The following is a 15,649-nucleotide window of genomic DNA, read 5'->3' as shown; positions in this document are numbered from 1 at the left end:
AATTAATTTTGAAGTATAATTATATCATATGAAAAAATAATTATCATGGAGGGAATAGAATGCAAAAAGTAGAGAGTTTTAAATTAGATCATACTAAGGTTAAAGCACCATATGTTAGAAAATGTTGTGTGTTAGATGGATTAAAAGGGGACAAGGTAAGCAAATTTGATTTAAGATTTTTACAACCAAATGCAGAAACTTTTGGAACAGCAGCTATGCATGGTTTAGAGCATTTATTAGCAACTTATTTAAGAGAAACTTTAGATAATATAATAGATTTATCTCCAATGGGATGTAGAACAGGATTTTATTTAATATTATGGGGTGAAGTAGAGCCTCTAGAAGTAAAAGAAGGATTAGAAAAAGCACTAAAAATGGTATTAGAAGCTACAGAAATGCCAGCTGCAACAGCTATAGAATGTGGTAATTATAAAGACTTGTCATTATTTGGAGCAAAAGAATACGCAAGAGAAGCTTTAGAAAAAGGATTTGCTCTTAATATATATGGTGAATAAAAGTATAAATAGCTGCATAGATAGCTCAATTGATATAAGCAAGGAAGAAGTTTTAAGATATTTAGAATATAAAGGTCAACATATAGATAACAATCTAAATGATTTAATAGATGATTGTATTAAAATGACCAAAGAAAAAATAAACCCTCGATATTATTTGAGGGTTTATCCTATATTAAGAGATAAGGATAATAGTAGTAAATCGATATTTTTAAAAGATTCTAGCTTAAAGTTTGAAAGTAATGATTTATATAAATTATTGTATAAATGTGATGAGTGCATTATTTTAGCAACAACTTTAGGAATAAATATAGAGAAAGAAATAAGAAAATATTCATATACAGATCTAACAAAAAGTATAGTATTAGATGCATGTGCAACTACATCAATAGAAGAACTGTGTGATAGTATAGGAAGAACATTATCTAAAGAGCTTAACAAAGAAGGAAAATATTTAACGATGAGATACAGTCCTGGGTATGGAGATTTATCTATAGAAAGTAATAGGGATATAATAGATACCTTAAATCTTAATAAAAATTTAGGATTAACAATAACATCAAATAGTATCATGATACCTAGAAAATCAGTAATTGCAATAATCGGAATAACGTCAGAAAAGATAAAAAATGAAAATAAAAAATGCACAATGTGCTCAAATTATACAAATTGTAGATACAGAAAAGGGGATGAAGATAATGGATGTAAGGGAATATATAAAGAATAATATACTAATATTTGATGGTGCCATGGGAACTATGTTACAACAAAAGGGTCTGCAAATAGGAGAAAATCCTGAAATATTTGGTTTGAAAAATCCTGAAAAATTAATAGACATACATAAATCTTACTTAGAGGCTGGCTCTAATGTAGTTACAACAAATACTTTTGGTGCCAATGAGTTAAAGTTAGAAAAACTTGGATACACTGTAGAAGAAGTAGTAAATAATGCTGTAAACGTAGCAAAGCTAGCGATAGAAAAAGTTGATAAATCAAATCCTAGATATGTAGCACTAGATATAGGGCCTATTGGAGAAATGTTAGAACCTATGGGTACATTAAGCTTTGATGACGCATATGAAATATTTAAAAGGCAAGCTATACAGGGAGAAAAATCTGGAGCTGACCTTATAATAATAGAGACAATGATGGATTTATATGAGGCAAAAGCAGCCGTATTAGCAGCAAAAGAAAATACAAGCCTTCCTATATTTTGTACGATAACATTTGATGAAAATGGAAGAAGCTTTACAGGATGCTTGCCAGAAAGTATGATAGCTACAATAGAAGGATTGGGTATAGATGCAATTGGTGTTAATTGTTCTCTAGGTCCTAAACAACTTTTACCAATAGTAAAAAAAATAGGAAGTTTAGCTACTGTACCTGTAATAGTTCAAGCTAATGCAGGACTTCCAAATATAATAGATGGACAAGCTATATATGATATAGATGAATCAGAATTCTTTGAAGGAGTACAAAAGTTTATTGAATATGGTGCTTCTATAATAGGGGGTTGTTGCGGTACCAATCCTAAATTTATAAATAAAATAGCTCAAAATTTAAGCCAATTAAAAATAAATAAACAAAATAATAAAATTAAAAGTGTAGTGTGTTCTCCATCTAAATGTATAGAAATTAAAGCACCTACTATAATAGGAGAGCGATTAAACCCAACAGGTAGAGAACTTTTAAAAAATGCACTTAAAAATGGTACATATGACTACATAATAAATTTAGCTATGGAACAAATAAATGCAGGAGCAGAAATATTAAATGTTAATGTAGGTTTACCAGATATAGATGAAGCTACTATAATGCCTAAGACTTTAAAAGAAATTCAATCTGTAATAGATATACCTTTACAAATAGATTCATCAAACATAGAAGCATTAGAAAAAGGACTTAGATACTATAATGGAAAAACTATAGTAAATTCAGTAAATGGAAAAGAAGAATCTTTACAAAAAATACTTCCTATAGTTAATAAGTATGGTGCTTGTATAGTAGGCTTAACTTTAGATGAAAATGGAATACCTAATACTGCACAAGAAAGATTTGAAATAGCTAAAAAAATAGTAGATAGAGCAGAGAATCAAGGTATAAAAAAGGAAGATATTTTTATAGATTGCTTATCATTAACAGTTTCAGCACAACAATCAGAAGCTATGGAAACACTAAAGTGTATAAAGATGGTGAAAGAAGAATTAGGTGTAAAAACTATATTGGGAGTATCTAATATATCATTTGGAGTTCCAAATAGAAAAGCTATAAATAGCGCATATTTGACACTTGCACTAGAATATGGTCTTGATTTACCCATAATAAATCCAAATGAAGAGGGTATTATGGAAGCTATAAACTCATTTAAAGTATTAAAAAATATAGATAAACATTGCCAAAATTATATAGAGAAATATAATGATATAAAAAATATAGAAAATAAAATTAAAAACAATAATGATAAAAAACAATTAAATTTAGATGAAATAGTTGAAAGAGGATTAAAAGATGAAGCTCAAGATGTAACTTTAAAATTATTACAAACACATGATCAAGACTATATATTAAATGAAGTTTTAATTCCTGCGTTAGATAAAGTAGGTAAAAAATATGAAGAGGGAGTTTTATTTCTACCTCAATTAATACAGTCAGCTGAAACAGTAAAAATGTCCTTAAACACAATAAAAGAAGTTTTATCTAAACAAAATAATGATGTTACATCAAAAGGTAAAATAATAGTAGCTACAGTCAAAGGAGATATCCATGACATAGGAAAAAATATAGTTAAAATAATGCTTGAAAATTATGGATATGAAGTTGTAGATTTAGGCAAAGATGTTCCTATTGAGAATGTAGTACAAGAAGCGATTAAAAGAAATATAAAATTAATTGGCTTAAGTGCATTAATGACGACTACAGTTGCAAGTATGAAAGATACTATAGAAGCTCTTAGAAAAGAAAATATAGATGTAAAAGTATTTGTAGGAGGCGCTGTTTTAACAGAAGAATATGCTAAAAATATAGGAGCAGATTACTATTCAAAAGATGCAAAATCTGCAGTAGAAATAGCTAAAATAAATTTACTTTAAAAATGATATTAATTTTTTGTAATATGCTAAAACTAATAACAGTTATAATAAAAATAATGCTAAAAGTAATGAAATATTTTACAAATTTAAACAAAATATCTGTAAAAATATGTATAAAAAACATTAAAATACAAAATATATAGAAAAAACTCATAAGAATGTGATAAAATAGGAAGGTGATTCTTAGGGAGGGTAAACGACGATGATTGAAAAAAGAGAGCCTTATTCATTAGTTTTCGGAGTATCAGTTTTTGATATATGTGGATTTACAGATAGAAATTACAGATGTAATGACTCAAATCCAGGTAAAGTAAAAACTTCTTTTGGAGGCGTTTGTAGAAATATAGCAGAGTGCATGGCTAGAGTAGGTGTAAATACTAAATTTATATCTATTTTAGGAGATGATGAAGCAGGAAACAGAATGGTTGAACATTCTAAAGTAATGAATTATGATATGAGTGAATCTTTAATCATAAGAGGTGGTCACACACCTACATATATGGCTATCTTAGATGAGCAGGGAGAGATGGTATCTGCTGTAGTTGACATGAAAATAATAGACATGTTCACAACAGAGTTTATAGACTCAAAAGCAGATATAATTAAAAACTCAGAATATATGATACTAGATTCAGATAGACCTGATATTGTAGAATATATAATAAAAACATTTAGTGGAGATACTAAATTTATATTAGACCCTGTATCAGCGGCTAAAGCAAAAACAGTAAAACACTTAATAAAATATTTCCATACTATAAAGCCAAATAGATATGAAGCTGAAATAATGTGTGGATTCAAAATACACAATGATGAAGATTTAAGAAAAGCTGGAAAATATTTCATAGACTTAGGTATAGAAAATGTGTTTATAACATTAGATGAAGATGGTATATACTATAACAATGGATCAGATGAAGGTAAGATAAAAGCTAATGATGTTAAAGTTGTTAATGTTACTGGAGCTGGAGATTCATTTGTTGCAGGAATAGCAAATGGATATATGAAATCTACTAATATAGTAGATACTGTAAAATATGCGATAGCAATGTCAACAATAACTATATCGACAGAGGAAACTATACATCCAGATATGTCACAAGATCTAGTTCAAAAATATGTTAATGAAATAGATTGGACAGAAGAAAAATATAGCAAATAAAAATTTACTATATTTAAAAAATTATATATAATTAAGTTATAGGTTAATCTACAAATTTTGAGATTAATTGATATAAAATTTATCGTCAACACTAAAAAGACTAATAGAATCTTATTCTATTAGTCTTTTTTATCTTAAGTAAAAAATATTGAGTTTAAATGTATATAATACTTTAAGTATGTACATAATTAAAATATAGGAGATATTTACTCCCCCTAAAATAAATATCTCACAATCTCCCCCAATGAGCATCTATAACGGAAATAGATGCTTCTTTTTTTATGTTCAATAAAAAAAGAAATATATAAGATCTATTCTTATATATTTCTTTTTTGTTATATTTAATTAAAATGCCCAGTTTCCATCTTTGAATATTTGGATTTCTTCTCCATCGTAAGTTTCTCCAACTATATTCATATCATTAGAACCAATCATAAAGTCAACATGAGTTAAACTTTCATTCACACCATGTTTATCTGATTCTCCTTCTTTGATTTGGTCTCCATTTTTAATACAAGTTTTATAAGCAGAACCTAAAGCAAAATGGCAAGATGCATTTTCATCATATAAAGTATTGAAGAATACTATATTAGTATCAGATATAGGTGACTTAAATGGAACTAATGCAACTTCTCCTAAATAGTGAGAACCTTCATCTGTATCTATAAGTTTACCTAATGTCTCAGCACCTTTCTCAGCAGTAAAATCAACTATTTTACCATCTTTGAATGTTAAAGAGAAGTTATCTATAACATTTCCTCCATATACAAGTGGTTTTGTACTATAAACAACACCATTAACATCATATTTATGAGGCATAGTGAAAACTTCCTCTGTTGGTATATTAGGATTAAAGTTTATACCATTAGGATCTTCAGATGCACCACTTAACCAAACATGACCTTCTGGTAATCCCATAGTTATATCTGTTTTAGCAGACTTAAACTTTAATGTTTTAAAATTCTTTTCATTTAAGAAGTTCATTCTTAATTTTAAATCCTCATTGTGTTTTTTCCAAGCTTCAATAGGGTCTTGACCTTCAACTCTTGAACATTTAAATATAGCTTCCCATAATTTATCAATAGCTTCTGAAGTAGATACATTAGGGAAGATTTTTTTAGCCCATGCCTCAGTTGGTATAGATACTATACTCCATTTACACTTATCTGATAGAGTATAAGATCTCCATTCTTTTAAAGCCATAGCTGAAGCTTTTTGGAAATTAGCAACTCTTTGAGGATCAACATCTTTCAATAAGTCTGGATCCTGAGCGTATATAGTTAAGAATGCTCCACCTTCTTTAGCTATATCAACATATTGCTCAGATGTCCATTTAGGGAATTCATTAAATGACTCCTCTGGAGCATTTAAATACTTTAATAAAGTACATTGTTCATCAGACCATTCTATATGTACGTGTTTTGCACCAACATTATAAGCATGAACTAAAACCTTTCTTACGAAAGGAGCACACTCTATAGGTGATCTTACAAGTAAAGTTTGTCCTGGTTGTATGTTTACACCTACTTTTACTGCAAGTTCAGCATATTTATCTAAGTTTCTTTCAAAATCCATAAGGTTACCTCCAAAATTTTAAGGATATTTATTCTAATTATATTTTAGTACATAATGACATTAAACATACTAATAAAAATAAAAATATAGATAAATTTTCCATAAATCATAATCTTATTTTATTAGTAAATACAATAAAATAGCAATTAAAAAATAGAAATTTAACAAAAACTTAAAAATTTAATTTTATAAACTGCAAAAAACTAAACTCATATTGCAAATACTAAAAATGATTAAATTCAAGATTATGTCATTTTAATATTAGGTTGATTAGATATCTAAAAAAATATATAGTTTTTTTACATTAAAATAGTACAAAAAAACTCAAAAAAACTTATAATATAATAGACAGTTTCTTTAGTGACAATAAAATATATTATAGTTTTTATATAGATAGATATAAAAATTTAGGAGGAAGTAGATGGAGTTATATGATGCTATTTTTTATAGAAGAACTATAAAAAATTATTCAAATAAAAATATAAGTGCACCTTTGATGGAAGAAGTTAAAAATATATGTAATGATATAACTTATCTAAACAAAGAGTTAAAAATAAAGGCTAATGTAATAGAAAGAGGTCATTTAATTCATTTCTTGATGGGAAAAAAGTGTAATATAAAAGCACCACATTATATAGTAGTAACATCTAATAAAGGTGAAGATTACTTGCAAAATATAGGTTTTGCAATGGAAAAGGTAGTACTACATTTAACTACTTTAGGTTTGGGAACTAGTTGGTTAGAATGTGATATAAAGAAGGAAGATATAATAGACATTGAACGTGTTGAAAAGTATGAGCTGGATTACGGGAGTTCTATTGATAAAAAAAATGAAGAACCAGAAGAAGAACAGGAAGAAAATACAAATCATAATGATGATGAACAACCATGTATATTAATAGCGTTTGGATATCCTGAAAAACAAGAAGTTTTATTTAAATCTATAGATGGAAGAAAAGATCGTAAGCCTTTAAAGAAGATATCTAAAAAGATGGATAGAAAATGGATTAAAGTGTTAAATGCAGTTAGGGTATCTCCATCCGTTAAAAACATGCAACCATGGATGTTTTATAGTAGCAAGACAGCTATAAATTTATACGAAGAAAAGCCTAAAAAAAACTTAGAAGATATGAATAAAGTAAGTATGGGGATTGCACTAAGGCATTTTGATATGGCATGTGAAAAATATAATATACCAGTGGAATATATAAAATCAAATGCAAAGAAAAAACTTGGAAAAGAGTATTATATAAGTATAATAGAAAAATAAAAAAATATATAAAAACTAGAAATAAATAAAAATATATAAACAATAATCAAAAGAATAGTTGACACATAAAAGAATAAGTGTAATAATTGTAAACAAGATGAAGCTTTAAATTATCCCAGAGAGGATATAAAGTGGATTTTAATTAAAAATAGAATTCCTTCAAACTAGTCCAGAGAGGCTAAAAAGGTTAAGTATTAATATGATTATTTAGACTTGAATTCATAACCTCTAGCTGGCAAAGTTAGAGGTTTTTTAATTGTTAAGTAAAAATTAAAAAAGTAAGTAAACTTTTAAAATATAAATAAAAATAAAATAATAAAGTCTTTTAAACTAGTCCAGAGAGGCTGGGAAAGATATCTCGTAGCTAATTAAACTAATATAGTTATGTATAGATAAAATCCTTATACTCTTTTTGGGTATAAGGATTTTTTTATAGGCTTTATTAAAAAGGAGAGTTCAATATGATAAATGGTAAAGAAAAATTAATAGTTGCAATTGATACTGCTGAATTTGATAAAGCAAAAGAATTAATAGACACATTAGAAGATAGTGTAGATATATTTAAAGTTGGGCTAGAGCAATATGTAGCTACTAGAGGAAAAACAGTAGATTATTTAAAAGAAAAAGGGAAAAAAATATTCTTAGATCTTAAATTCCATGATATACCAAATACTATGGAAAGTGCTGTAAGAGCAGCTGTAAGAGATAATGTATGGTTAATGACTATACATGTATCTGATATGGAAGGTATGAGAAGATGTGCAATAGCTGCAAAGGAAGAAGCAGAAAAATTAAACATAGAAAAACCAATAATAGTAGGAGTAACAGTTTTAACTTCATTAAGTGATAAAGATTTACAGGATATAGGGTGTAACATGAATACTGAAGAATTAGCTATAAAGAGAGCAAAATTAGCTAAAGAAGCAGGAATAGATGGAATAGTTTGCTCAGCACAAGAAGTTCATAAAATAGTTGAAGCATGTGGAACAGACTTTGTAACAGTATGCCCAGGAATAAGACCAGCCTCATCTGAAGCAGGAGACCAAAAAAGAGTAGTAACGCCAAAGGATGCAATAAATAGAGGAGCGCACTACTTAGTAGTTGGAAGACCTATAACTAAAGCTGAAAATCCAAGTAAATCAGCAAAGAGCATAACAGAAGAAATAGAAAATGCTTAGGAGGTAAGGTTAATGAGAGGGAAATTAATATTACAAGACGGAACTATATTTGAAGGAAAGGCCTTTGGATATTTAAAAGACAGCGTAGGGGAGGTAGTATTCAATACCTCTATGACGGGGTATGGGGAAGTATTAACGGATCCTTCATACTATGGTCAAATAGTTACAATGACTTACCCACTTATAGGAAACTATGGAATAAACCTAGAAGATGTAGAGTCAAAAGGTGTTCATGTAAAAGGATTTATAGTTAGAGAAAAAAGTGATAATCCAAATAACTTTAGATGTGAAATGGATTTAGACACATACTTAAATCAAAATAAGATTATAGGATTAGAAGACATAGATACAAGAGCATTAACTAAGATATTAAGAAACAATGGAACTATGAAAGGGATAATAACTTTAGAAGGTGCTTCAGTAGAAGAGGTTCAAGCTAAGTTAGATGCATTCTCGAATACTACAGCAGTAAAAACAGTAACTAGAAAAGAAGTTGAACATATAGCAGGTCAAGGAACTAAAGTAGCGGTTATGGACTTTGGAGTTAAGCAAAACATACTAAGATCATTTATGGATCGTGGATGTGATATAACGATATTCCCTGCAACAAGTAAGTCAGAAGAAATATTATCAATAAACCCAGATTTAATATTCTTATCTAACGGACCTGGAGATCCAGAGGATTTAGAAGATGTTATAGAAAACATAAAAAAATTAGTTGGAAAAAAACCAATAGCTGGAATATGCTTAGGACACCAACTTTTAGCATTAACACTAGGTGGGAAAACAGCTAAACTAAAGTTCGGTCATAGAGGTGGGAATCACCCAGTAAAAGATTTAGAAAAAAACAAAGTTTTTATAACATCTCAAAATCATGGATACTATGTTTCTGAAATGCCAGAAAATATGGTAGTAACGCATGTAAATTTAAATGATAACACTGTGGAAGGTATGAAACATACAGAGTTGCCAATATACAGTGTGCAATATCATCCAGAGGCTTGTCCAGGGCCAAAAGACAACGATTATATATTTGATAGATTCTTAGAATTAGTATAGATTGTGAATTTTGATTAGATAAGGAGATAAAAGTATGCCTAAAATAGATAGTATAAAAAAGACATTAGTATTAGGATCAGGACCTATAATCATAGGGCAAGCAGCAGAGTTTGATTATTCAGGAACGCAGGCTTGCCAAGCTTTAAAAGAAGAAGGAATAGAAGTTGTATTAATAAATAGTAACCCAGCTACTATAATGACTGATAAAGAAGTAGCGGATAAAATATATATAGAACCATTAACAATTGAATTTATAGAAAAAATCATAGAAAAAGAAAAGCCAGATAGTTTATTAGCAGGAATGGGTGGGCAGACAGCTCTTAACTTAGCCGTTGAGCTACATGATGCTAAAATATTAGAAAAGCATGGTGTAAAGATAATAGGTACTTCTGTTGAATCCATAAAAAAAGGTGAAGATAGGGATACATTCAGAGAAGTTATGAAGCAAATAAATCAACCAGTAGTAGTAAGTGATATAGTAAATGACTTAGAAAGTGGCCTTGAATTTGCAGAAAAAATTGGATACCCAGTTGTAGTTAGACCTGCTTATACACTAGGTGGAACTGGTGGTGGTATAGCTGAAACAGTTGAAGAACTTACAGAAATACTTACACAAGGATTACAGTTAAGTCCAGTAAATCAAGTACTACTTGAAAAAAGTATAAAAGGTTGGAAAGAAATCGAATACGAAGTAATAAGAGATGGTAATGGAAACTGCATAACTGTATGTAATATGGAAAATATAGACCCTGTTGGAGTGCATACAGGAGACAGTATAGTTGTAGCACCTAGCCAAACTTTAAGTGATAAAGAATATCAAATGCTTAGAAAAGCATCAATAGATATAATAAATGCAATAGAAGTTGAAGGTGGATGTAATGTACAAATAGCATTAAATCCTCATAGTTTAGAATATGCAATAATAGAAATAAACCCAAGAGTTTCTAGATCATCAGCTCTAGCATCAAAAGCCACTGGTTATCCAATAGCTAAAGTTGCAGCTAAAATAGCGCTAGGATATACATTAGATGAAATTGAAAATGCAGTAACAAAGAAAACTTATGCATGTTTTGAACCTACACTAGATTATGTGGTAGTAAAAATACCAAAGTGGCCATTTGATAAATTTAAGCAAGCTAACAGAAAGTTAGGTACTAAGATGATGGCAACTGGTGAAATAATGAGTATAGGAAGCAACTTTGAATCAGCGATGTTAAAAGGGATTAGATCTCTGGAAATAGGTAAATATTCATTAGTTCATGCTCAATCTGAAGAAAAAAGCTTAGAAGAATTAAAGGCAAGTGTAGTTGTACCAGATGATGAACGATTATTCGATCTAGCTGAAATGATAAGAAGAGGTTATAAAGTAGGAATGATAGAACAAATCACTGGAGTAGATAAGTGGTTTATAAATAAATTTAAGTGGATAGTAGAGCAAGAAGAGAAATTAAGAGGAATGAAAATAGAAGATTTAAATAAAGATTATCTTCTAGAATTAAAGAAAAAAGGATTCTCTGATAAAGGTATAGCAGATTTAATGAAAATAAGTCCTGAAAGATTATGTGAATTAAGAAAGTTATACAACATACAACCAGCATATAAAATGGTTGATACTTGTGGGGGAGAATTTGATGCATTATCTCCATACTACTATTCAACATATGAACAGTATGACGAAGTTGAAGTAAGTGATAGAAAAAAAGTAATAGTTTTAGGTTCAGGTCCAATAAGAATAGGTCAAGGGATTGAATTTGATTATTGTTCAGTACACTGTGTAAAATCGTTAAGAAACATGGGAATCGAGACTATAATAGTTAATAATAATCCAGAAACAGTAAGTACAGACTTTGATACATCAGATAAATTATATTTTGAGCCACTAACAGAAGAAGAGGTATTAAATATAATAGAAAAAGAAAATCCAGACGGAGTGATATTACAGTTTGGAGGTCAAACAGCTATAAAGTTAGCTAAGTTCTTAGATGAAAAGAAAATAAAAATATTAGGAACTAACTTTGCAGATATAGATGCTGCAGAAGACAGAGAAAAATTTGAAGAGTTATTAGAAAAATTAGATATAAATAGGCCAAAAGGAAAAGCTATCTGGTCAATTGAAGAAGGTACTGAAGAAGCTAATAAGCTAGGATATCCAGTACTTGTAAGACCTTCTTATGTACTTGGAGGTCAAGGTATGGAAATAACTTATGACCAAAATAAGCTAGCTAGATATTTAGAAAGTGCATTCCAAAGAGATAAGAAAAATCCTGTACTTATAGATAAGTACTTAACAGGTAGAGAAATAGAAGTAGATGCAATATGTGATGGTAAAGATATATTAATACCAGGAATAATGGAACACTTAGAAAGAGCAGGAGTTCATTCTGGAGATAGTATAACAATGTATCCAAGTCAAAATATATCTGATGAAATAAAAGCTAAGATATTAGATTATACTAAGAAAATAGCACTAGAGTTAAATGTACTTGGAATGGTAAACATACAGTTTATAGAATTTAAAAATGAACTATATGTAATAGAAGTTAATCCAAGAGCAAGTAGAACAGTACCATATATAAGTAAGGTAAGTAATGTACCTATAATAGATTTAGCTACTAAATGTATGCTAGGTAATAAGTTAGCAGACTTAGGGTATGGAATAGGTGTATATAAAGAGCCTAAACTAATATCAGTAAAAGTGCCAGTTTTCTCTATGTCAAAGCTTGCTAAAGTTGATGTAAGCTTAGGACCTGAAATGAAATCAACAGGAGAGGTTTTAGGAGTTGGAGAAACATTAGAAGAAGCATTATACAAAGGATTTTTAGCAGCAGGGAAGACTATGTCAGATAAAAAAGGTGTAGTACTTGCAACTGTAAATAATTATGACAAAGAAGAATTTATAGAAATAGCTAAAGATATGAATGAAATAGGATATACTTTCGTAGCAACTGAAGGAACTGCTAAATCATTAAGAGATAATGGAATAGAGGCAGATGTAGTTAATAGAGTAGAAGAAGCTAGACCTAATATATTGGATGCTATAAGGAATAAACAAGTTGATATAGTAATAAATACACCTACAAAAGGAAATGATTCTACCAGAGATGGATTTAAAATAAGAAGAACCGCTACAGAGTTCTCAACAGAAGTAATGACATCTCTAGACACATTAAAAGCTTTAGTAGAAGTAAAGAAAAAGAAAATAGTAGATGCTGGTTTAGAAGTATATAACATAGCAGAATAATAAAAAAAGTGGATGAAGCTTACATACTTCATCCACTTTTCATTAAATATATATAATTTATTTAGAAAAAACTATCTTCTTGTATATCTATGTTTTCTTCTTGAAGAAACTACATTATCAGGAGAACAATAATATCGTGGATTTATATACTGTGAAAATTTTTCAAAAGATATTTTAAACTTAGGAATTCCAAATTCCTCAGGTGCAATTTCATCTAACTCAAAGTATATAACTATGCCATCATCTGTTAAATAAAATGCTTGATCGCTAGGTATTTCAACAGGCTCATCTTCATAATATAGAGACTTATTTTGATTGATTTTATAATTTATATAGTCGCTTACAAGTTTGATATAGTCAACCCCAGGTTTAAATATATCTTCTAAGTAAATTCTATTTCCTGTTAGTAAATCAAAGTTGTAATTATTTATTTGATTATATCTAGGTCCAAATTCTCCAGGGAATCCCATTAAATTTAATATAGTACTTAAGATATGATTTTTATTAAATGTAATTGCGTAGTTAGTGATAACCCTATAATGTTTCTTTGGTAGTGCATTTTGGGCTGCTGAGCTATTAGCTTCTTTCTCCTCTTCAGCTAATCCATTTTTAAACGTATATACATCTTCTTTTATAGTAGAATTCAGGTTATTAAGAATATTAGGATCTACATTAAAGTAAGTATTTTTAAAACTATATAAAGTAGGATATTGTAAATTGTAAGAGAAATATTCATCTCTTCCTATGTCTTCATTAAACCTTACATGCAATAAGTTATATAGACAACTATTATTTTTTTCAGAATTTCTCATTAAATATACCCCCTAAAAAAATCAATTACAATATAATATGCTAAGCAGATGAGGATTGTTAATGAAAATACGTTTTAGAAATAATAAGCTAAATACTAGTTAAAATAATTGATAATAAGAATATAAAGTGAATAAAATACCGAAAATATAAAGTAATATTATGGTATAATACATAAATTGAGATTAATAATTTAGGAGGACATGAATGTTAATATTAGCAGATAAATGGAAAGACTATGAACTTATAGATATGGGTAACGGAGAAAAATTAGAACGTTGGGGAGATATAGTTTTAAGAAGACCAGATCCTCAAGTTATGTGGCCGATACCAAATGAAAGTGGATTATGGAAAAATCCTCATGGACACTACCACAGAAGTAATAGAGGTGGAGGACAATGGGAGCAAAAAAAGAAATATCCAGAAAAATGGACTATAAGTTACAAGGAATTAAAGTTTAATATAAGTCCTACAGGATTTAAACATACAGGATTATTCCCAGAGCAAGCTGCTAACTGGGATTGGTCAATGGATATGATAAGAAAAGCAGGTAGACCTATAAAAGTACTTAACCTATTTGCATATACTGGTGGAGCTACAGTAGCATGTGCAGCAGCAGGTGCAGAAGTATGTCATGTAGACGCATCTAAAGGTATGGTTACTTGGGCTAAAGAAAACTTAAATACATCAGGTCTTGGAGATAGAAAAGTAAGATTTATAGTAGATGATGTTGTTAAGTTTGTTGAAAGAGAAATAAGAAGAGGAAATAAATATGATGCTATAATAATGGATCCACCTTCTTACGGAAGAGGTCCAAAAGGTGAAGTATGGCAAATAGAAGAAAAATTATATGGATTAGTTGAATTATGTACAAAAGTATTATCAGATGATCCATTATTCTTCTTAATAAACTCATATACAACTGGATTATCTCCAATAATACTTGAACATATATTAGATGCTACAGTGGCTAAAAAGGCTAAAGGTGGAAATATATATGCAGGAGAAATAGGAATACCTACATCTAGAGATGGGAAAGTTCTTCCTTGTGGTATATTTGGTAGATGGGAGTCTAAGTAATGATTAAGGTTATGTATGAAGATAATCATTTGTTAGTAGTAGAAAAACCAGTAAATATATTATCACAAGGTGATGACACTAATGATAAGGATATGGTTAATCTTCTAAAACAATATGTAAAAGAAAAATACAATAAACCAGGAAATGTATATATAGGATTAGTTCATAGATTAGACAGACCGGTAGGTGGAGCTATGGTATTTGCAAAAACATCAAAAGCAGCCTCTAGACTATCTGAGCAAGTAAGAAATAAAACTTTCAAAAAAACATATAGAGCGGTTATACATGGAACAATGCCTAAAGAAAAAGATACTTTAAAAGACTATCTTTATAAAAATAAGAAAACTAATATGGTTAGTGTAGTTAGAAAAGATCATAAAGAAGCTAAAAATGCTGAGTTAAGTTATGAAACTTTAGGAAAAAAAGAAGGTTTTAGTTTAGTGGAAATTGATTTAAAAACTGGTAGATCACATCAAATTAGAGTACAGTTTGCAAGTAGGAAGCATCCTTTATTTGGAGATCAAAGATATGGTCAGCATGTAAATAAAGTAGGTCAACAAATATCATTATGGTCTCATAAGATAGAAATAGAACACCCTACGACTAAAGAAAAAATGGAATTTATATGTGAACCACCACAAGAATATCCGTGGAATTTATTTTAAATAAA

At 29.2% G+C, this 15,649-nt stretch carries 12 protein-coding genes; 10 read left to right on the top strand and 2 right to left on the bottom strand.

Annotation, left to right across the window (positions count from 1 at the left end; all coding sequences use genetic code 11):
• The first annotated feature begins 59 nt into the window (after positions 1–59).
• The 4 genes from BLP75_RS15515 to BLP75_RS15500 all read left to right on the top strand — a co-directional run bounded on the left by BLP75_RS15515 (position 60) and on the right by BLP75_RS15500 (position 4,766).
• Positions 60–515, top strand: coding sequence for an S-ribosylhomocysteine lyase (locus BLP75_RS15515; RefSeq protein WP_092727451.1), 456 nt, complete (start codon positions 60–62; stop codon positions 513–515).
• Positions 505–1,242 (top strand): vitamin B12 dependent-methionine synthase activation domain-containing protein, encoded by a 738-nt coding sequence (locus BLP75_RS15510; RefSeq protein ID WP_092727450.1) that lies wholly within the window; start codon positions 505–507, stop codon positions 1,240–1,242. The genes BLP75_RS15515 and BLP75_RS15510 overlap by 11 nt, the downstream gene beginning before the upstream one ends.
• Entirely contained in the window at positions 1,214–3,604 is a 2,391-nt protein-coding gene (locus BLP75_RS15505) for a homocysteine S-methyltransferase family protein (protein WP_092727449.1), read from the top strand. The genes BLP75_RS15510 and BLP75_RS15505 overlap by 29 nt, the downstream gene beginning before the upstream one ends.
• A gap of 202 nt (positions 3,605–3,806) precedes the next feature.
• A complete protein-coding gene (locus tag BLP75_RS15500; RefSeq protein WP_092727448.1) occupies positions 3,807–4,766 on the top strand; it encodes a carbohydrate kinase family protein in 960 nt (319 codons plus the stop codon).
• A gap of 345 nt (positions 4,767–5,111) precedes the next feature.
• Here BLP75_RS15500 and BLP75_RS15495 read toward each other — a convergent pair whose 3' ends face one another.
• On the bottom strand, positions 5,112–6,341 hold the full coding sequence (locus tag BLP75_RS15495; protein ID WP_092727447.1) for an aminopeptidase: 1,230 nt from the start codon (positions 6,339–6,341) through the stop codon (positions 5,112–5,114).
• 421 nt (positions 6,342–6,762) lie between these two features.
• Between BLP75_RS15495 and BLP75_RS15490 the strand changes: the two genes are divergently transcribed.
• The 4 genes from BLP75_RS15490 to carB all read left to right on the top strand — a co-directional run bounded on the left by BLP75_RS15490 (position 6,763) and on the right by carB (position 13,089).
• Positions 6,763–7,611: a nitroreductase family protein gene (locus tag BLP75_RS15490; RefSeq protein WP_092727446.1), complete on the top strand. Its 849-nt coding sequence runs from the start codon at positions 6,763–6,765 to the stop codon at positions 7,609–7,611.
• A gap of 461 nt (positions 7,612–8,072) precedes the next feature.
• A complete protein-coding gene (pyrF, locus tag BLP75_RS15485; RefSeq protein ID WP_092727445.1) occupies positions 8,073–8,789 on the top strand; it encodes an orotidine-5'-phosphate decarboxylase in 717 nt (238 codons plus the stop codon).
• Positions 8,790–8,801: 12 nt separating this feature from the next.
• Positions 8,802–9,848, top strand: a complete 1,047-nt coding sequence (gene carA, locus BLP75_RS15480) for a glutamine-hydrolyzing carbamoyl-phosphate synthase small subunit (RefSeq protein WP_092727444.1) — start codon at positions 8,802–8,804, stop codon at positions 9,846–9,848.
• A gap of 34 nt (positions 9,849–9,882) precedes the next feature.
• Positions 9,883–13,089: a carbamoyl-phosphate synthase large subunit gene (gene carB / locus BLP75_RS15475; protein WP_092727443.1), complete on the top strand. Its 3,207-nt coding sequence runs from the start codon at positions 9,883–9,885 to the stop codon at positions 13,087–13,089.
• Between the two features lie 71 nt (positions 13,090–13,160).
• On the opposite strand, the gene BLP75_RS15470 is transcribed toward carB, so the two are convergent.
• Positions 13,161–13,901 carry an RsiV family protein gene (locus tag BLP75_RS15470; RefSeq protein ID WP_092727442.1) on the bottom strand — a complete coding sequence of 247 codons (741 nt, stop codon included), beginning with the start codon at positions 13,899–13,901 and terminating at the stop codon, positions 13,161–13,163.
• A 205-nt stretch (positions 13,902–14,106) separates the two neighbouring features.
• On the opposite strand from BLP75_RS15470, the gene BLP75_RS15465 reads away from it, so the two are divergent.
• Both BLP75_RS15465 and BLP75_RS15460 read left to right on the top strand, forming a co-directional pair.
• On the top strand, positions 14,107–14,979 hold the full coding sequence (locus tag BLP75_RS15465; protein WP_092727441.1) for a class I SAM-dependent methyltransferase: 873 nt from the start codon (positions 14,107–14,109) through the stop codon (positions 14,977–14,979).
• Positions 14,979–15,644, top strand: coding sequence for an RluA family pseudouridine synthase (locus BLP75_RS15460; RefSeq protein WP_092727440.1), 666 nt, complete (start codon positions 14,979–14,981; stop codon positions 15,642–15,644). The genes BLP75_RS15465 and BLP75_RS15460 overlap by 1 nt, the downstream gene beginning before the upstream one ends.
• The last annotated feature ends 5 nt before the right edge of the window (positions 15,645–15,649 follow it).

It is taken from the genome of Romboutsia lituseburensis DSM 797, from assembly GCF_900103615.1.
Lineage (GTDB): Bacteria > Bacillota > Clostridia > Peptostreptococcales > Peptostreptococcaceae > Romboutsia_F > Romboutsia_F lituseburensis.
The sequence above is the reverse complement of the archived record's forward strand: the minus strand, read 5'-3'. Positions and strand labels throughout refer to the sequence as shown.

Coding starts and splice junctions, on each gene's coding strand:
- BLP75_RS15515 (WP_092727451.1), top strand. CDS start 60: ATGCAAAAAGTAGAGAGTTTTAAATTAGATCATACTAAGGTTAAAGCA.
- BLP75_RS15510 (WP_092727450.1), top strand. CDS start 505: ATGGTGAATAAAAGTATAAATAGCTGCATAGATAGCTCAATTGATATA.
- BLP75_RS15505 (WP_092727449.1), top strand. CDS start 1,214: ATGGATGTAAGGGAATATATAAAGAATAATATACTAATATTTGATGGT.
- BLP75_RS15500 (WP_092727448.1), top strand. CDS start 3,807: ATGATTGAAAAAAGAGAGCCTTATTCATTAGTTTTCGGAGTATCAGTT.
- BLP75_RS15495 (WP_092727447.1), bottom strand. CDS start 6,341: ATGGATTTTGAAAGAAACTTAGATAAATATGCTGAACTTGCAGTAAAA.
- BLP75_RS15490 (WP_092727446.1), top strand. CDS start 6,763: ATGGAGTTATATGATGCTATTTTTTATAGAAGAACTATAAAAAATTAT.
- pyrF (WP_092727445.1), top strand. CDS start 8,073: ATGATAAATGGTAAAGAAAAATTAATAGTTGCAATTGATACTGCTGAA.
- carA (WP_092727444.1), top strand. CDS start 8,802: ATGAGAGGGAAATTAATATTACAAGACGGAACTATATTTGAAGGAAAG.
- carB (WP_092727443.1), top strand. CDS start 9,883: ATGCCTAAAATAGATAGTATAAAAAAGACATTAGTATTAGGATCAGGA.
- BLP75_RS15470 (WP_092727442.1), bottom strand. CDS start 13,901: ATGAGAAATTCTGAAAAAAATAATAGTTGTCTATATAACTTATTGCAT.
- BLP75_RS15465 (WP_092727441.1), top strand. CDS start 14,107: ATGTTAATATTAGCAGATAAATGGAAAGACTATGAACTTATAGATATG.
- BLP75_RS15460 (WP_092727440.1), top strand. CDS start 14,979: ATGATTAAGGTTATGTATGAAGATAATCATTTGTTAGTAGTAGAAAAA.